This window comes from Tardiphaga sp. GW821-FHT12E02, assembly GCF_058807155.1.
On the sequence record NZ_JBXAQK010000002.1, the window covers coordinates 413,217 to 431,213 of the forward strand.

Sequence of the window (17,997 nt, forward strand, 5' to 3'; positions counted from 1 at the left end):
GCCGGGTGACGACAACGGGCGGCTAGATCTTCATCGGCCCCAACGCCGCAAAATGCCCGCGTCGCTGCAGCCACAGCAGCAACACCAGGCTTGGCACCGCCACAATCACACTGATCACGAAGAACATCGGCCATCCCGTCGCCTGCGCGACATAGCCTGCGCCGGCTGACAGATAAGTCCGCCCCACCGCCGCGAGCGCCGTCAGCAATGCATATTGCGTGGCCGTGTGCAGCGGATTCTTGCAGAGCGCGGAGAGATAGGCGACGAAAATCACCGTGCCGATCGCACTGGTGAAATTCTCGACCGAGATTGCCAGCGCCAATGCCCATTGATTGACGCCGACCAGCGCCAGCCAGGCGAAAGCGAGATTCGATACCGCCTGAAGCACGGCACCGATCCACAGGCTCGCCGCCAGCGAATAGCGCCGCGCGACAAAACCGCCGGCAAAACCGCCGATCAGCGTGGCGGCGAGGCCGACGCCTTTGACGATGGCGGCGTAGTCATTGCGGGTGAAACCGAGATCGATGACGAAAGGGGCGGTCATCGTGCCCGAGAACGCGTCTGTGAATTTGAACAGCACGACGAAAGCGAGTGCGGCCCAGGCGTCCTTGCGTGCAAGAAATTCGGAGAACGCGCCGATGGCGGCGCGCAGCACGCGCTGGAACGCGCTTTCGCCGCGGGTAGCCGCTTCGGCCTGCGCGGATTGCTCGGGTTCGGTGGCGAGCAACGCCGTGACGGTGCCGATCAGCACCATCGCGGCCATCACCACATAGCCCCACATCCAGGCGGAGGAGCGTGCGATACCGGTGGCCTCGAAGGCGCTGACCAGGAACAGGATGCCGGCGGTGGAGATCAGCATGCCGATTCGATACGCCGCCACATAGGAGGCCATGCCGGCGGCCTGCTCGCTCTCCGGCAGGCTCTCGACGCGAAACGCATCGACCACGATGTCCTGAGTCGATGACATCGCAGCGACCAGCAGCGCGCCAAGCGCCACGAACAGTGGAGAGCGTGCGGGATCGGTAAGTGCGAGCAGCAGGATCGCGGCGATCAGCAGCAATTGCGAAAACACCAGCCAGCCGCGGCGGCGGCCGAAGGCGCGGGTGAAGAACGGCACATGCAGCGCGTCCACCAGCGGCGCCCAGAGGAATTTCAGCGTGTAGGGCGTGCCGACCAGCGCGAACAGGCCGATGGTGCCGAGGTCGACGCCGCTCTCGCGCATCCAGACCAGCAGTGTCGAGCCGGACAATGCGAGCGGCAGACCCGAGGACAGGCCGAGCATCAGCACGATCAGCACGCGCGGCTGCAGATAGACCGCCATGCTCTCGCGCCAGGTGGCGCGGGGCTGCAGGGTGGCGTCGGGCGTATCGGGCGCTGTGGTCATAGGTCTGAACTCTTCTTCACCTCTCCCCATCGGGGAGAGGTCGCGCGCATTTGCGCGCGGGTGAGGGGGCTTCCGCAAGTGACGTCGCCTGCGGCACCCCCTCACCCGCTCCGGCTTCGCTGCGCTACGCCGGATCGACCTCTCCCCGGTGGGGAGAGGTGAACCGAGCGTCGCTGCTCAATTCGCAAAGACGCCGATCGTGAACAAAAAGTAAACGTCCATGGTTAATGAAGCGTTGAGCGATATGGTTAATCAGTCCTCAACAGCCATGGTTAATCCTTTCCTAACGGACATGGTTACCGCAAGGTTAATGCCCATCCCGCGCATTGACCGCGCAACACGCGCGGATTAAATCGCCCGCCATGGCCATTCGTGAAATCATCATTCTGCCGGACAAACAGTTGCGGCTGATCTCCAAACCTGTCGAGACGGTGACGTCGGAGGTGCGCAAGCTCGCCGACGACATGTTCGAGACCATGTATGACGCCCCCGGCATCGGCCTGGCGGCGATCCAGATCGCGGTTCCGCTCCGCCTGATCACCATGGATCTCGCCAAGAAGGATGACGAGGAAGGCGGCAAGCAGCCGCGCGTCTTCATCAATCCGGAGATCATCTCGGCCTCGGAAGAGCTCTCGGTCTACGAGGAAGGCTGCCTGTCGATCCCGGAATATTACGAGGAAGTGGAACGCCCGGCGACGGTGCGCATCCGCTATCTCGATCTCGACGGCAAGCTCGTGGAAGAAGACGCTTCCGGCCTGTTTGCCACCTGCATCCAGCACGAGATCGACCATCTCAATGGCGTGCTGTTCGTCGATTACCTGTCGAAGCTCAAGCGTGATCGCGTGATGAAGAAATTCACGAAGATCGCCAAGCGCGTGGGCTGAGGCTCGCCAGTCTCCCCTGTAATGACAGGGCTAGCGCATATGGCGCTTGAGCGATGGGGATAGCGTGCGGCCTGCATGGTTCGAGACGCCCGCTTCCGCCTTCGCTCTTCGAGCTACGGCGGACAAGTTGCGGGCTCCTCACCATGAGGGGCTTCTATAGCGCCATACTCGACCCTCATCCTGAGGAGCGGCCGCTTGGCGCGTCTCGAAGGATGGCCGCGGGATGCTTCTCACGGTTCTTATGCGATAGACCTGCCATGATGACCGAGGAAGCCACCACATGTCGCTGCGTCTGATTTTCATGGGCACGCCGGATTTCGCCGTGCCGACGCTGCTCGAACTTGTGGCCCACGGCCATGAGGTCGTCGCCGTCTATACGCGCGAGGCGAAGCCGGCCGGGCGTGGCATGAAATTGCAGCCGACGCCGGTGGCGCGCGAGGCGGAGCGGCTCGGCATTCCCGTGCTGACTCCGAAGACGCTGCGCACCGAGGAAGCCGAGGCGCAGTTTCGCGTCTTCGATGCCGATGCCGCCGTGGTCGTCGCCTATGGCATGATCCTGCCGCAGAACATTCTCGATGCGGTGCCGCTCGGCTGCTTCAACCTGCATGGCTCGCTGCTGCCGCGCTGGCGCGGCGCGGCGCCGCTGCAGCGCGCCATCATGGCCGATGATGCCGAGAGCGGCGTCATGGTGATGAAGATGGATGTCGGCCTCGATACCGGCGATGTCGCCATGGCCGAGCGCCTGCCGATCACCGACAGTATGACGGCGATGGACCTGCATGACGCGCTGGCGCCGCTCGGCGCCGACCTGATGGTGCGGGCCATGGGGGCGCTCGATCGCGGCGGGCTGCAACTCGTCAAGCAGAGCGAGCAGGGCGTCGAATACGCCGCCAAGATCGACAAGGCCGAGGCCAAGATCGATTGGACCAGACCGGCACGTGCGGTACTGCGCCACATTCACGGCCTGTCGCCGTTTCCCGGCGCATGGTGTGAGGTGGATGTGGACGGCGAGACGGTGCGGCTCAAGATCCTGCGCTGTGAGTTGGCGAAGGGGGCGGGGGCGCCGGGCGCGTTGCTCGACGATCGCCTGACCATCGCCTGCGGCGATGGCGCCATCCGCATCCTCGAACTGCAGCGCGCCGGCAAGCAGGCGATGAAGCCCGACGAATTTTTGCGCGGCACCGCGTTGAAACCGCCCATGCGGGTAAGCTGATGCCGCGCTACAAGATGCTCATCGAATATGACGGCATGCCGTTCTCGGGCTGGCAGGTGCAGACCGATGCCACGCTGACCGTGCAGGGGGCGCTGGAACGCGCGGCCGAGGCGATCTGCGGCGAGCCGATCCGCGTCCATGGCGCCGGCCGCACCGATGCTGGTGTCCATGCACTGGGGCAGGTGGCGCATTGCGACGTGCCGAAAATCCTGGTGCCCGGACGTTTTCGTGATGGCATGAATGCGCATCTGCGGCCGCATCCGGTGGCGGTGCTGTCAGCCGATGTGGTGCCGGATGATTTCGAGGCGCGGTTCTCGGCGATCAAGCGGCACTACATTTATCGCATCACCAACCGCCGCGCGAATCTCGCGGTCGATATGGGGCATGTGTGGCGCGTGCCGAAACCGCTCGATGTCGCGCTGATGCGCGAAGGCGCCCAGCGGCTGCTCGGCCGGCATGACTTTACGACGTTTCGCGATACCGAATGCCAGGCGAAATCGCCGATCCGTACGCTGGATCAGCTTGATGTGGATCAGGACGGCGAGGCGGTGACGATCCGCACCTCGGCGCGGTCGTTCCTGCACAGCCAGGTGCGTTCGATGGTGGGCTCGCTGGTCTGGGTCGGCCATGGCCGCTGGACACCGGACGATATGAGCGCCGCACTCGAAGCCAAGAACCGCGCCGCCTGCGGCATCGTCGCGCCGCCGGACGGGCTGTATCTCGCGAAAGTGGATTACTGACGTCGCCGATGCCGCTCAGCTGCGCGGCACGGTGATGGGCCGCGCCTCGCGGGCCTGTGCGGCCAGCCGGATGCCGGCATTAGGCGCGCCGAAACCCTGATAGTTTCGCCGCTCCACGATCTCGAAGAAGAAGCGTTCGTCGAACACGTTGGTGTAGATCTGGAAGAACTCGCCGTCGCCTTCGCGGTCGTAGAGGATCTGGTTGTCGCGCAGCGCCGCCATCAACCCGGCATCGAGGCCGTATTTGGCGTCCACATCGTCATAGTAATTGTCGGGGATGCGCAGGAATTTTGCGCCACGCGCGCGCATGCCGGCGACGGTCTTGAAGATGTCGTCGCACAGGAAGGCGATGTGCTGCACGCCGGAGCCGAAGAATGCCGAGATGAAGCGGTTCGACAACGTGCGCGTGGCTGAGGAGCCGTTCAGCACCATGCGCAGCGCCGCGTTGGGCGAGATCAGCGCCTGGCTCTGCACGAGGCCGACGGGATCGGGCACCTCCATGCCGGGCAGGCGCTGCAGATCGAGGATGCCGGTGTAGAACAAGAGCCAGGACAGCATCTCGTCATAGGGCATCGATTGCGAGATGTGATCGACTGAGATCAGATGATCCGCGCTCGCATCGCTGGCGACCGGCGCAAAATCGGTGTCCCAGTTGTTGCCGGCTTCATCGAGGAAATAGAGCAGGCTGCCGCCGACACCGTGGATGGCGGGGATTTCCAATTCGCCGGGGCCGACCGACTGATAGAAGGTGCGCGCCTGCATCGCTTCTGCGCGCTCCATGACCTGCCTGGCATTGCCGACATCGAGCGCGATGGCGCAGACGCCGGCACCATGCGTGACGTAGTGCGAATGCGCAAAACCGTCGGGCTCGCTGTTGACCACGAGATCGATCGATCCCTGCGACCAGCGCGCGACATCCTTGCTGCGATGCGCGCCGGTCTTGCGGAAACCGAGTTGCCCCAGCCATGTGGAGAGTTCGGCGGCCTTGGTCTCGTTGACGGCGAATTCGAGAAAGCCGGTGCCGAGCGTCGGCGACTTCGGCGCCAGCACCTCCGCGGGCTTGGCCAGCTGGTCCTGCAGCAGGATCAGCGAACGCAATCCGTCGGTGGCGGTGCGCACGGCGGAGCCGGCGCGGAACTGGTCGTTGAAGATTTCCAGCGACCATGGGCCGCGATAGCCGGCGGCCTGCACGGCCTCCATGAACTTGACCACGGGCAGATCGCCCTGGCCGGGGAAGCAGCGGAAATGCCGGCTCCAGGACAGCACGTCGAGGCCGAGTTGTGGCGCATCGGCGAGCTGCACGAGGAAGATCTTGTCGGCCGGGATCGAGGCGATCGGGCCCGTCGGGAAGCCCGGCGCCAGTGCGTGAAAGCTGTCGAGGATGACGCCGATATTTTTGTGATCGGCGCGGCGCACGATCTCCCAGGCGTCGCGATAGTCGTTGACATGCGCGCCCCAGGCGAGGGCCTCGAAGCCGACCTTGATATTGTGCTTGGCGGCGAGGTCGCCGAGGTCGCGGAAATCGGCGGCGGCGCGGTCGATGCCGCCCTGCGAGGCCGGCGAGATGTTGCTGCAGATCAGCATCAGGTCGGTGCGCAGCTCGTGCATCAACGCGAATTTGCGCTCGGCGCGCGCAAAGTTGCGGCTGCGCTGCGGTTCGGGCATGCCTTCGAAATCGCGGAACGGCTGGAAGGCGCAGATCCCGAGATTCAACTCGCCGCAGAGATCGCTGACATCGCGCGGCGAGCCGTTGAAGGAGAGGAGATCCGCCTCGAAGATCTCGACCTCCTCGAAGCCCGCGGCGGCGATGGCGCGAAGCTTTTCGTCCAGCGTGCCGGAGAGCGAAACCGTGGCGATCGAGCGGGTGTTCATGCAGCCGTCTCCGTCATGGCGCCACCGAGGAATAACTGGCCGATGCGCGGATCGTTCAGCACCTTGTCGGCCTTGTCCATCAAACGGGTCTGGCCGAGTTCGAGCACGATGCCGAAATCGGAAATCTCCAGCGCCGAGCGCGCGTTCTGTTCGATCATCAGGATCGAAACACCTCGGTCGCGGAGCTCCTTCAGGATGTTGAAGGTCTGCTGCACCATTAGCGGCGACAGGCCGATGGAGGGCTCGTCGATCAGCACCAGTTGCGGATTGAGTAGCAGGCCGCGGGCGATCTCTAGCTGCTTCTGCTCGCCGCCGGACAGCGTCGATGCCTGCTGCCTTGCCTTGGTGCGCAGCACCGGGAATTTGTCGAGCGCCGACTCGATGCGTGCTGGCAGGTCGGTGATGTCACGGCCGGCGGCGACGGCGCCGAGCTCGATATTATGGCGCACCGACAGTTCCGGAAAGATGTTGCGGCCCTGCGGCACATAGCAGATGCCGGCCGACAGCAGCGCGCGCTGGCTGAGGCCGGTGACGTCACGGCCCTTGAAGGTGATCCTGCCGTCGCGGAGCTTCAGCAGGCCGAAGATCGCCTTGAACACGGTGCTCTTGCCGGCACCGTTCGGCCCGATCACGGTGGTGATCGATCCCGCCGGCACGGAAAATGTCGTGCCGTTGAGGATCGTCATCTTGCCGTAGCCGCCGACGAGGTTCTGGACGTGGAGGATGTCGTCGCTCATGGAGATCTCCGAAACGTTTTGCTGGGCGCGCTTTCACCTCTCCCCGGTGGGGAGAGGTGTCCGCGCCTCATGGATGGTATTTCGTCTGGAGCGCGCATCCTCAATGCCCCAGATACGCTTCGATCACGGCGGGATTGGCGCGGACTTCGTCGGGCCTGCCCATGGCCAGCACCTTGCCCTCTGCCATCACCATCACGCGCGTACACAGCGACATCACGAATTCCATATTGTGCTCGATGACCACGAAGGTGGCGCGCTTCTCCTGATTGATGGCGCGCAGCCGGTCCTTGAGATCGGCGAGCATCGTGAGATTGACGCCACCGGCAGGTTCATCGAGCAGCACCAGGCGCGGCCCGCCCATGAAGGCCATGGCGGCGTCGAGCAGTTTCTGCTGGCCGTAGGAGAGGCCGCCGGCGGGCTCATCGGCGAGATGATCGAGCTTGAAGAAGCCGATCATCTGGTTGGCGGCCTCGGTAAGGCCGGCATCGGAGGGGCCGGCGAGGCGCGTCAGCATGTTGCCCTGATGCTCCTGGCCAGCGAGGATCAGGTTCTCGCGCACCGAGAGTTTTGGAAACACCTGCAGCAGCTGGAAGGTGCGGCTAACGCCGAGCTTGTTGAGTTCTGACGGGCGCAGGCCGGTGACCGTGCGGCCGTCGAGCTTGACCTCGCCATCGGATGGGGTGAGCTGGCCGAGGATGCAGTTGAACAGTGTCGACTTGCCGCAGCCGTTCGGACCGATCAGGCCGAGGATCTCGCCTTCCTGTACATCGAAGGACACGCCATTGACGGCTGTGATGCCGCCGAAGCGCTTGCTGATATTGGAGACTTCGAGGACGGCGCTCACGGCGTCACCTCCAGCTTGGCTGTCGCGGTCGCACGTTTGGCGGACGCAGCCTTGGTGCGGCGCTCGGCAATGAAGCGATCGAGGATGCCGAGGATGCCCGACGGCGAATAGATGAGGAGGCCGATGACGGCGACGGCATAGATCATCAGGTAATAGCCCTGCGTGAAGCGCAGCCACTCCGGCAAGAGCACGGCGATCATGGCGCCGAGGAACGGGCCGAAGAAGAAGCCGGAGCCGCCGACGATCACCATCATCAGGAGATCGAGCGACAGCGACAGGTGAAACGGCACGGGATCGACATATTGCGTGAGCGGCGCATAGAGCACGCCGGCGACGCCGCCGAGCGCCGAACCGATCGCGAAGGCCATCAGGGTGTAATGGCGGGTGTCGATGCCGAGCGACAGCGCGCGGATCGGGTTTTCGCGCAGCGCCACGAAGGCGCGGCCCCAGGGCGAGCGGATCAGCCACCAGACGGCGAGCGAGACGAGGCCGAGCGAGCCCAGGCAGAAGTAATAGAACGGCAGCGGCCGCCTTGTGGGATAGCCGAAGATTTCCGGGCGCGGGATGTTGCTGATGCCGTAGATGCCCTTGGTCAGCCATTCCTCGTTGCGGAAGACGAGGAAGGCCAGCGTCGAGAAGGCGAGGGTGACGAAAGCGAGATAGTGATGCTGCACGCGCAGCGCGGGATAACCGAGGATCCAGCCGACCGCGAAGCACAGCACGATGGCGATGCCGAGGGCTGCGATCAGCGGCATGCCGTTCGAGGTCATGATCGCCGCTGTATAGGCGCCAATGCCGACAAAGGCGCCCTGCGCCAGCGAGACCTGGCCGGCATAGCCGAGGGTGAGGTTGAGGCCCATGGCGGCGATGGTCATGACCGCCCACTGGCTGAGAATGAACAGGCCGTAGCGGTTGAAATTCATCGGCACGATGATGAGCGCCGCAATGGCGACGACGCCGAAGCCGAGCTTGAGGAGTTTCGTGTTCATACGGTGCGCTCCTCGGGACGGCCGAGCAGGCCCTGCGGACGGAACAGGATGATCGCGATCAGCAGCACCAGCGGCACGGCGGCGCGATATTGCGTGGAGACGTAGGCGGCGGCGAGATTATCAACGACGCCGATCAGGAGGCCGCCGGCGATGGCGCCGCGGATCTGGTTGAAGCCGCCGACGATGGCCGCGATGAAAGCGGCCTGGCCGAGCACTTCGCCGTTGGAGAATTTGGCGAGATAGATGGGCGTGACCAGCAGCGAGGCCAGCGCCACGAGAAAGGCGTTGATCAGGAAGGTCAGCAGGATCATGCGTTCGACGGGGACGCCGACGATGCGGGCGACCGTCGGGTTCTGAGCTGCGGCCTGCATCTGGTGGCCGATGGAGGTGCGGTTCAGGAGCGCGGTGAGCGCGACAACCGCGATGACGGCGACAGCGAGCACGCCGATGCTCTGCAAGGCGACGGCGCGGCCGAGAATGAAGATATCACCAGCGGGAACGATGGAGGGGAAGGGCGAGGCTTCCGCGCTCCAGAACTGTTTGGCGGATTCCTTGATGCCAATGGCCAGCGCCATGGTGGCGATCGCCAGCGGCAGCACGCCATGGCGCAGCATCGGATCAACCAGCAGCATCTTGAAGCCGAGGCCGAGCAGCAGCATCGACAGCGCGATGCCGACCAGGATGGCGACCCAGAACGGCGCGCCGGTATGCAGCACGCCGAGCATCAAAAAGGCCGGCAGCATGACGAATTCGCCCTGCGCGAAATTGATGGTCTGTGAGGTCTGCCACAAGAGCGTGAAGCCGACCGCGACGATGGCGTAAATGGCGCCGGTAGCGAGACCTGCGATCAGGAGGTCGAGAAGATTGGACATGGTGGTTCTCTCGGTACTGCGCGCATGCGCAGTTAAAGGCTGGTAGTCGCGACGCTCCGACCGTGCGCTCCCTCGCCCCGCTTGCGGGGAGAGGGCGGGGTGAGGGGAGCCTCCGCAGGCTCCGAGCGTGTGGAGAGCCCCCTCACCCGACTTCCACGCGCTGCGCGCGTTACAGTCGACCTCTCCCCGCAAGCGGGGAGAGGTTAGAAATTGCGTTCTAATTATTCAGCTTTGGCAGCACCTGTTTCACCACCTGCTTGCCTTCGACGATCTCGACCAGGAAACCCTGACGGTCGATGTCGCCATTGGCGTCGAACGTGGCGTCCATCAGGATGCCCGGCTCCTTGGCCGCGGTGATGGTGAAGCCGTGCAGCGCATCGGCAAAGCCCTTCGAGTCCACCTTGCCCATCTTCTCGGTGGTGGCCTTGATCATGTAGATCGCGAGCCAGCCCTTGAGGCCATTATGGTCGGGGACGTAGTTGTACTTTTTCACGAACTTTTCCCGGAAGGCCTTGATGAGATCCACCGGGGCATCAGTGGTGAGGCCGACATGGCCGCGGGCGCCGTTGGCCGCATCGCCGGCGAGCTCGACCACCTTCTGGCCGACCAGCGTGGTCTCGCCGACCAGCGGCACGGTGATGCCCTGGCGCTTCAGCTCTTTCAGGATACGCGCGCTCTCTTCCTCGTTGACATAGACGAAGACCGCATCGGGCGCCGCCGCCTTGATCTTGGTGACGTCGGCAGCAAAGTCGGCCTGGCCCGCTTCCGTCGAGAGATCGGCCGCGACCTTGATATTGTACTTGGCGAATTCCTTGCTGATGGAATCGCGGCCGCCCTTACCGAAGTCGTTATTGACCCAGACGATGGCGACCGACTTCGCCTTCAGTTCATCGTTGATATACTTGGCGACCTTCGGCATCGACGACTGCTGGCCGAACGAGGTGCGAAACAGAAACTTGTTGCCGGCCTGGGTGAGTTCGGCCGCTTCGCCGCCCATGATCTGCGCGATACCGGCTTCCGCTGCGAGCGGCGCCGTCACCTTCACCGAGCCGGAATAGCCGGGCCCGAGCAGGACATAGGGCTCGGCGTCGAGCGCCTTCTGCACCTGGGCGCGGGCGACGCCGGGATTGGACTGCGAATCCGCATGGGTCACTTCCAGCTTGCGGCCGAGCACGCCGCCCTTGCCGTTGATCTCCTCGATGGCGAGGTCGATGCCGTTCTTCCAGTTGTTGCCGACGGTGGCGCCGCCGCCGGAGAGTTCGGCGACATTGGCGAGCTTGATGCTTTGCGCGGATGCTGGGATGGCGAAAACGGTGGCGAGCATGACGCTCGCCAAAAATACTGGCTTCATGATTTCCTCCTGTGTGTTTTGTTCGTTGCTGGTGCGGTCTTATGAATGACCGCTTGTTATTGATCAGGCAGCGTTGGGCGGATACCTTTTCCTCATGACGTCGTCGAAAGCAATTCCCATTTCGGTGGCGGACGGCGCCATGCCGGTGAACAGCTCGAAGGCGTCCGCCGCCTGATAGATCGCGAGATCGCGCCCGGTCATCACCTGTGCGCCCCTGGCCTTGGCGGCATTGAGCAGCGGAGTCCACAGCGGCGAATAGACGGCGTCGGCGACCCACAGACCGGCATGGAGTAAAACATCCGGCACCGGCGTGCCGCGATCGGGCAGCATGCCGATGGGGGTGCCATTGACGAGGCCGGAGGCGCCGGTGAGCGCGTCCTCGACGCTGTCGGCGCGGCGGATGGACTGGCGATGCTGCAGTTGCGCGACGAGCTGGTCCGCCTTGGCGATATCGGTATCGACAAGACGGATGTCGGAGACACCGAGATCGGCCAGCGCAAAAGCGATCGCCTTGCCGACGCCGCCGGTGCCGATCACGGCCACGGGGCCGCGGTCCGAGCGGGAGACGAATTCTTTCGCAGCGCGGGCGAAGCCGGACGTGTCGGTGTTGTGGCCGGTGAGCTTGCCATTGCGCGCGACCACGGTGTTGACCGCGCCGATGGCGCGGGCGCCGGGGGACAGATCGTCGAGCAGTGCGACCACGGCTTCCTTGTAGGGGAAGGTGACATTGATGCCGGCAAAGCCGAGCCGGCGGATGCCGTCGAGGATGGCGTGGAGCTGGTCGTGCCCGGCGCCGGCCACTTCGATCAGGTGATAGTGGCAGCGCACGCCCAGCGCATCGGCCGCGCGCTCGTGCATCGCAGGCGATGCCGAGTGGGCGATGGGGGCGCCAAGCAGGCCGGTGAGAAAACGGCCGGCGATGGGGGTGGGCGTCAGGATGGCGGTCATGCGAGACGTCTTGAATGAGGGCTGGTTGATCAATCAACCGGCCTGAGGATAGCGCGGCAGCGATCTAACACAATTACCACTTTATGCCACAAACATAACATGATGTTACGTCTTGCGGGCGCGCCCTGAGGGCCTGGCGCCCGCATTGCGGGCCGGATTGATCCCCTGCATCTCGGCACGCAGGCAGGCGATGAAATGATCCACATGCAGCGACAGCGGCGCGCCGCGCTTGACCGCGACATAGGTATCGAACTTGGTGGGCTCGACGATCCTGATGATCGCGACGCCGGGATAGCCGCCATGGGCGACGGTGAACTGGTCGATCACGGCGATGCCGAGTCCGGCCTTCACCAGCGCGCAGACCGTGGTGCCGAAACGCGCGCGGATGGTGATGTCGTAGGTGAGTTTGTTGCGTGCAAAGATCTCCGCCATGATGCGGCCATAGGGATCGTTGGGATCGATGCCGATCAGCGGATAGTTGATGATCTCCTTCGCCGAGACCTGCTTGCGGCCGGCGAGTTCATGGCCCTCGGGCACGATGCAGAACAGTTCGCCCGAGGCCAGCGGCAGGAAATCGAGGCCGGGATGTTCGAGGCGGTAGCTCATGGCGACGCATTCGCCGCGATCGAGCAGCAGATAGTCGATGGCTTCCTCGAGCTTGAGGATGTTGATGTCGATGCGCAGCTTGGGATAGCGCCGCCGTACCTGTTCGATGGCGCGGGGCACCATGATCTGCGAGATCGATGGCACCGAGCCGATGCGTAGCTCCGACAATGCGCCGCGCCCGATATTGGAGATGGTCTCGCTGAGATCGTCGACCTTCTTGTAGACGCCGTTGATCTGCTCAAAGATGTTCTGCGCTTCCGGCGTCGGAAAGTAGCGCCCGTTCTGGCGCTGGAAGAAGCGGATGCCGAGGGATTTTTCGGTATATTTCACCAGACGGCTGATGCCCGGCGCGGAAACGTTGAGCAATTTCGCTGCGCCGCCGATGGTGCCTGTCACCATCACGGCGCGAATGACTTCAACCTGTCGCAGCGTCATCATGATGATCGGGCCCCGGCGCGAGGCATCCCTTATGCCGGAACATCTTCGCTCAGCGCAACTCCGCGAGGCTGTCGCGGTCGATCCAGACATGGGTGTCGTCGATACGCAGGCGGAACCGGCGCAGCGGGCGGCTCGGCCAGCCCGGCGAGATGTCGCCGGTCGTGAGACTGAACGAGGCGCGGTGATGCGGGCAATGCAGCCGGCCTCCGGCGACATGGCCGCGGGAGAGATCCGCCTGCTCATGCGGGCAGGCGCGCTCGCAGGCGATGATCCCGTCGCCGTCTTGGATGATGAGGATGCCGATGCCGGCGACCTTGGCACAGACGATCGCTTGCTCCGCCAGCCGGGCGCGCGGGCAGACGGCGATCCAGCGGTCGCCGCTATCCGCCGAGATAGGCGCGTCGCACATGTTCATTGGCAATCAGCTCGGCACCGCCGCCGGACAACACCACGCGACCGGATTCCAGCAGATAGGCATGGTCGCACATCTCCAATGCGGCGAAGGCATTCTGCTCGACGAGCAGCACCGTGGTGCCGGAGTCGCGGATGGCCCGGATGATCGCAAAGGTCCGCTCGACGATGTTTGGCGCGAGGCCGAGGGAGGGTTCGTCGAACATCACAAGGCGCGGGCGCGACATCAGCGCGCGGCCGATGGCCAGCATCTGCTGTTCACCGCCGGAGAGGGTGCCCGCCGTCTGCTTGCGGCGTTCGGCGAGGCGCGGGAATTCGGTGTAGATGCGCTCGCGGTCGACCGCGACCTCGCTGGTGTCCTTGCGCAGATAGGCGCCCATGTCGAGATTTTCCGCCACCGTCATATGCGGGAAGACGCGGCGGCCTTCAGGACAATGGGCGATGCCCTTGGTGAGCACGCGCTGGGTGCCGATGCCGGTGATGTCCTCGCCGTCGAACATCATCTGTCCGGAGCGCGCCGGGACCAGGCCGGAAATGGCGCGCAGCGTGGTGCTCTTGCCGGCGCCATTGGCGCCGATCAGCGCCACGAGCTGCCCGGCCTTGACCGAGAGCGAGATGCCCTTGAGGGCGGTGACCTGCCCATAGGCGCAGACCATGTCGCGGATCTCAAGCATGGGCTGCGACTTCCTTGACGACGTCCTTGGCGCTCTGGCCGAGATAGGCCTCGATGACAGCCGGATTCTTGCGGATCTCGTCGGGCGGGCCTTCGGCGATGATGCGGCCGTAATTCAACACGACGATGCGATCGGAGACGCTCATCACCATCGGCATGTCGTGCTCGACGAGGAGGATGGTGATGCCGCTGTCGCGGATGCGGCGGATGAGTTGCACGAAGGTGTGCGTCTCCGAAGCATTCATGCCGGACACGGGCTCGTCCATCAGCAGCATTTTTGGCTGTGCGGCGAGGGCAAGGGCCACGCCGACCAGGCGCTGCTCACCGTAGGACAGCGAGCCCGCCATTTCATTGGCGCGAGCCTCCAGCCCGACCAGGCGCACCAGTTCGCCCGCGCGCTCGCGCATGGCCTGCTCCGATGCGCGGGCGCGGGGCAGGCGGAGAATGGCTTCGACGAGGCCGAGCTTGCCCTGGCGGTGCAGGCCGATCAGCACATTGTCGAACACGGTGTCGTTGGGAAACACGCTGGTGCGCTGGAAGGTGCGGATCAGGCCGAGATCGGCGATCTCGTGGGGCTTCAAGCCGCGCAGATCCTGGCCGCAATATTTCACGGCACCCTTGGTCGGCGTGAGGAAGCCGGTCATGACGTTGAAGGCGGTGGTCTTGCCGGCGCCGTTGGGGCCGATCAGGCTGACGATCTCGCCCTGGCCGACATGGAAATTCATGTCGGAGATCGCGACAAGGCCGCCGAACTGGACGCCGACATGTTCGATGCTGAGAACGGTCTCGGTCATCACGCATGCTCCTCGGCGGTACGTTCGGTGAGCACGACCGGCTTGGGCTTGGCGGGGGGCCTCCCGAAGCCGAGCTTTGGCGCCAGCGCCGGCACGATGCCGCGCGGCAGCACGAACAGGATGGCGATCAGCACCAGGCCGTAGGTGATCCACTGCGCCTCTGGCGCCATGACCGGGCGCAGCAGCACCGGCAGCAGGCCGAAGATGACGCCGCCGACCACCGGGCCGGCCAGCGAGCCCTTGCCGCCCGAGACGACCATGATCACCATCGTGACCGTGGAGATGAAGGCAAACACTTCGGGATCGATGATGCGGATGTAATGCGCATAGAGGCTGCCGGCGGCACCTGCGATGGCGGCGGAGATCACGGCGGTGAGGGTGAGTGCCTTGGTGACGTCGATGCCAACGGAGACCGCGAGCGTCTCGTTCTCCATCAATCCGCGCATCGCACGTCCGTAATGCGAATGGACGAGGCGCGAGATCAGGAAATAGGAGATCGCCGCCACCGTCAGCACCAGATAGTAATTCTGCAGTTTGGTCTTGAGGGTGAGATAGCCGAGATAGGGCAGGCCGATGGTGATCGAGGGAATGTTGGTGAGCGCCAGCGGGCCCTGGGTCAGTTCGACCCAGTTCAGCGCCACAAGGCGCACGACTTCCGCGAAAGAGATCGTGACGATCACGAAATAGGCGCCGCGCACGCGGAACGACAGTTTGCCGACAAGATAGCCGCAGAAACCGGAGATCACGACAGCGAGCGCAAAACCCGCGATCGGCGGCCATGGCGTGTGGACAATGTGAAAATCGCCGATGATCGGAACGTCATAGCCGAGCGATGTCAGCGCGCTGACATAGGCGCCGATGCCGAAGAAGGCGATATGGCCGAGGCTGAGCTGCCCGGTGAAGCCGAGCAGCAGGTTCATGCTCATGGCGCCGATGATGAAGATGCCGGTCGTGATCAGCGCATTGAGCAGATACGGATCCTTCAGCCACAGCGGAACGGAGATGAAGAAGGCCAGCGTGATGAGAGAAAACACCCGGGTCATCCGACGCGCTCCGCACGAGCAAACAGGCCGGTGGGTTTGAACACCAGCACGGCGATGATGATGAGGAAGCCCATGGCGTCGCGGTAGCCCGACGACACGTAGCCGGCGCCGAGCTCTTCAGCGAGCGCCAGGATGAAGCCGCCGATGACGGCGCCGGTGATATTGCCGAGGCCACCGAGAATGACGATCGCGAAGGCTTTCACCGCGGCGAGATCGCCCATCTGCGGGAAGACCACATAGACCGGGCCGAGCAGCGCGCCGGCTGCGGCTGCGAGGCTTGAGCCGATGGCGAAGGTCGACGTGTAGATCCAGCCGACATTGACGCCCATCAGGGCCGCAGTGTCGTGATCCTGAAAGGTCGCGCGCATCGCCTTGCCGAGCTTGGTGAGGTTGATCAGCGAATACGCGATCACGATCAAAAGGGCCGCGGCGCACAGCACGAACAGGCGCAGCCAGGACACCGAGACGGGACCGATCACCAGCGGCGCGTCGGGGAAGGGATTGTCGATGGATTTGGCGACGCCCCCCCAGATCCACAGCGCTCCGGACTGCATGGCGATCCAGGCGCCGATCATCACCAGCATGGTGGTGTCGATATCGGCGCCCCGCAACGGGCGCAGCAGCGTGATCTCGATAGCGGCGCCAAGCAGCCAGCCGGCGAGAATGGCAATGGGCAGCGCGAGAAAGAAATTCACGCCGAGCTGATGCACGACGATGAACATCATATAGGCGCCGAATGTGTAGAGAATGCCGTGGGTGAAGTTCACCACATTCATGATGCCGAAGATCAGCGTCAGCCCGATGCCGAGCAGCGCATAGGTGCCGCCGAGCACGAGCATGTTGACGAGGTGTTGGAGGAGCTGGTCCACGGGTTCTTTCCGATTTCAGTTGGGTTGCTAACCTCTCCCCGCTTGCGGGGAGAGGTCGGATTGCGGAGCAATCCGGGTGAGGGGGCTATCCACGCGCTCCGAGCGTGCGGTGAGTCCCCTCACCCCGACCCTCTCCCCGTAAGAACGGGGAGAGGGCGACGCTCACAGATCCTTCATGTGGATTTTGCCGTCGGCGATCTCGACCAGGTAGACGTTCGGGAAGCTCTGGCCGCTTTCCGAACCGGCGGGGCCGGACTTCTTGAACACGATGTCGCCGTTCAGGCCCTTGACGTCGATCTTCCAGAGCGCGTCCTTGATTGCGGCCGGCTCGGCCTTGCCGGCCTTCTCGATCGCAGCCGCGATGGTGCGGATGCCGTCATAGCCGCGGAAGCTCTCGGTGCAGCCGGCGAAGTCGAAGCCGCGCTTTTTCCACTCGCTGATGAAATAGGTCGTGGCTTCCGGATTGGGCGTCTTTTCCGGCATCCAGGGCAGGAAGGTGGTCAGATGCATCGTGTTGTTCGCGGCAGCGCCGGCCTGGGCGATGATCTGGTCCGGATTCTGCGAGCCGCCGGTGGTGATGATGCGCTTCTTCAGACCGAGGGCTGCGGCCTGCTTGAAGATCAGCGTCAGCTGATCGACGGCGGCGGTGATGATCACCGTCTCGGAATCCGTGGCCTTGATCTTGGCAAGCTGGGCGCTCATGTCCTGCGCCGACTGGTCCATGGTCTCGGTGAGGCCGATGGTGATGCCCTTTTCCTTCATCATCTTGCTGAAGTCCTCGGCGGTGCCGCGGCCCCAGTCATTGTTGATGACGAGGAAATCCACCTTCTTCAGTGCCAGCTTGTCGACGATGCCCTTGAAAGCCGCGGCTTCAACGAAGGACGGCGGCGAGATGCGGAACACGTAGGGATTGCCTGAGGTGGTGATCTTCGAGGCCGACGAGGTCTCCACCACCATCGCTGTTTCGTATTCGACGAGCTTCGGCATCACGGCGAGGGTGAGGCTCGATCCCCAGGCGCCGAGCAACACCGGCGTCTTGTCGCGGGTGATCAGTTTCTCGGCAACGGCTGCCGCTTCCGTCGGGTTGCTCTTGTTGTCCTCGATGATGAGCTCGATCTTCTTGCCGAGCACGCCGCCCTTGGCATTGATCTCGTCGGCGGCGATCTTGGCGCCGTTGACGACATAGGTGCCCGACGCGGCGAACGCGCCGGTCAGGGGTTCATTGACGCCGATCTTGATGGTCTGCGCGAAAGACGCGCTGCCGAGCATGGCGAGCGCGAAGGCGGTCGCGGTGGCTGCCTTGAATGTCCGTATCATGTGGTCCTCCAG

Annotated in this window: 18 protein-coding genes; 3 read left to right on the forward strand and 15 right to left on the reverse strand. The window is 64.0% G+C overall.

What is annotated here, in order from left to right; all coding sequences use genetic code 11:
• Positions 1-22 precede the first annotated feature (22 nt).
• Positions 23-1,384: an AmpG family muropeptide MFS transporter gene (locus AC1RQ5_RS29505; protein ID WP_493204296.1), complete on the reverse strand. Its 1,362-nt coding sequence runs from the start codon at positions 1,382-1,384 to the stop codon at positions 23-25.
• 362 nt (positions 1,385-1,746) lie between these two features.
• On the opposite strand from AC1RQ5_RS29505, the gene def reads away from it, so the two are divergent.
• The 3 genes from def to truA all read left to right on the forward strand — a co-directional run bounded on the left by def (position 1,747) and on the right by truA (position 4,221).
• Positions 1,747-2,268 (forward strand): peptide deformylase, encoded by a 522-nt coding sequence (gene def, locus AC1RQ5_RS29510; protein WP_398484574.1) that lies wholly within the window; start codon positions 1,747-1,749, stop codon positions 2,266-2,268.
• A 280-nt stretch (positions 2,269-2,548) separates the two neighbouring features.
• Complete coding sequence (gene fmt / locus AC1RQ5_RS29515) at positions 2,549-3,481, forward strand: methionyl-tRNA formyltransferase (protein WP_493204298.1); 933 nt, start codon at positions 2,549-2,551, stop codon at positions 3,479-3,481.
• Complete coding sequence (truA, locus tag AC1RQ5_RS29520; protein ID WP_493204300.1) at positions 3,481-4,221, forward strand: tRNA pseudouridine(38-40) synthase TruA; 741 nt, start codon at positions 3,481-3,483, stop codon at positions 4,219-4,221. Before fmt ends, truA begins: the two co-directional genes overlap by 1 nt.
• A 15-nt stretch (positions 4,222-4,236) precedes the next feature.
• Here truA and AC1RQ5_RS29525 read toward each other — a convergent pair whose 3' ends face one another.
• From AC1RQ5_RS29525 to AC1RQ5_RS29590, 14 genes are all read right to left on the reverse strand, one after another.
• A complete protein-coding gene (locus AC1RQ5_RS29525; protein WP_493204302.1) occupies positions 4,237-6,093 on the reverse strand; it encodes a bifunctional sugar phosphate isomerase/epimerase/4-hydroxyphenylpyruvate dioxygenase family protein in 1,857 nt (618 codons plus the stop codon).
• The gene (locus AC1RQ5_RS29530; protein ID WP_493204304.1) at positions 6,090-6,830 is read right to left on the reverse strand and encodes an ABC transporter ATP-binding protein; all 741 of its coding nucleotides are present in this window, start codon (positions 6,828-6,830) and stop codon (positions 6,090-6,092) included. Before AC1RQ5_RS29530 ends, AC1RQ5_RS29525 begins: the two co-directional genes overlap by 4 nt.
• A 100-nt stretch (positions 6,831-6,930) precedes the next feature.
• On the reverse strand, positions 6,931-7,674 hold the full coding sequence (locus tag AC1RQ5_RS29535) for an ABC transporter ATP-binding protein (RefSeq protein ID WP_493204306.1): 744 nt from the start codon (positions 7,672-7,674) through the stop codon (positions 6,931-6,933).
• Entirely contained in the window at positions 7,671-8,663 is a 993-nt protein-coding gene (locus AC1RQ5_RS29540) for a branched-chain amino acid ABC transporter permease (RefSeq protein ID WP_493204308.1), read from the reverse strand. The genes AC1RQ5_RS29535 and AC1RQ5_RS29540 overlap by 4 nt, the downstream gene beginning before the upstream one ends.
• Positions 8,660-9,535: a branched-chain amino acid ABC transporter permease gene (locus AC1RQ5_RS29545; RefSeq protein ID WP_493204310.1), complete on the reverse strand. Its 876-nt coding sequence runs from the start codon at positions 9,533-9,535 to the stop codon at positions 8,660-8,662. The genes AC1RQ5_RS29540 and AC1RQ5_RS29545 overlap by 4 nt, the downstream gene beginning before the upstream one ends.
• 217 nt (positions 9,536-9,752) lie before the next feature.
• Positions 9,753-10,886 (reverse strand): ABC transporter substrate-binding protein, encoded by a 1,134-nt coding sequence (locus AC1RQ5_RS29550; RefSeq protein WP_493204311.1) that lies wholly within the window; start codon positions 10,884-10,886, stop codon positions 9,753-9,755.
• Positions 10,887-10,949: 63 nt separating this feature from the next.
• Positions 10,950-11,834 carry a shikimate dehydrogenase gene (locus AC1RQ5_RS29555; protein ID WP_493204313.1) on the reverse strand — a complete coding sequence of 295 codons (885 nt, stop codon included), beginning with the start codon at positions 11,832-11,834 and terminating at the stop codon, positions 10,950-10,952.
• 105 nt (positions 11,835-11,939) lie between these two features.
• Positions 11,940-12,878, reverse strand: coding sequence for a LysR family transcriptional regulator (locus AC1RQ5_RS29560; RefSeq protein WP_493204314.1), 939 nt, complete (start codon positions 12,876-12,878; stop codon positions 11,940-11,942).
• Positions 12,879-12,927: 49 nt separating this feature from the next.
• On the reverse strand, positions 12,928-13,287 hold the full coding sequence (locus tag AC1RQ5_RS29565; RefSeq protein WP_493204316.1) for a Rieske (2Fe-2S) protein: 360 nt from the start codon (positions 13,285-13,287) through the stop codon (positions 12,928-12,930).
• A complete protein-coding gene (locus tag AC1RQ5_RS29570; protein WP_493204318.1) occupies positions 13,259-13,963 on the reverse strand; it encodes an ABC transporter ATP-binding protein in 705 nt (234 codons plus the stop codon). The genes AC1RQ5_RS29565 and AC1RQ5_RS29570 overlap by 29 nt, the downstream gene beginning before the upstream one ends.
• Entirely contained in the window at positions 13,956-14,756 is an 801-nt protein-coding gene (locus AC1RQ5_RS29575) for an ABC transporter ATP-binding protein (RefSeq protein ID WP_493204319.1), read from the reverse strand. The genes AC1RQ5_RS29570 and AC1RQ5_RS29575 overlap by 8 nt, the downstream gene beginning before the upstream one ends.
• Positions 14,756-15,799, reverse strand: a complete 1,044-nt coding sequence (locus tag AC1RQ5_RS29580) for a branched-chain amino acid ABC transporter permease (protein WP_493204321.1) — start codon at positions 15,797-15,799, stop codon at positions 14,756-14,758. The genes AC1RQ5_RS29575 and AC1RQ5_RS29580 overlap by 1 nt, the downstream gene beginning before the upstream one ends.
• A complete protein-coding gene (locus AC1RQ5_RS29585; protein ID WP_493204323.1) occupies positions 15,796-16,668 on the reverse strand; it encodes a branched-chain amino acid ABC transporter permease in 873 nt (290 codons plus the stop codon). Before AC1RQ5_RS29585 ends, AC1RQ5_RS29580 begins: the two co-directional genes overlap by 4 nt.
• Before the next feature lie 162 nt (positions 16,669-16,830).
• Positions 16,831-17,985, reverse strand: a complete 1,155-nt coding sequence (locus tag AC1RQ5_RS29590) for an ABC transporter substrate-binding protein (RefSeq protein WP_493204324.1) — start codon at positions 17,983-17,985, stop codon at positions 16,831-16,833.
• Positions 17,986-17,997: the final 12 nt, after the last annotated feature.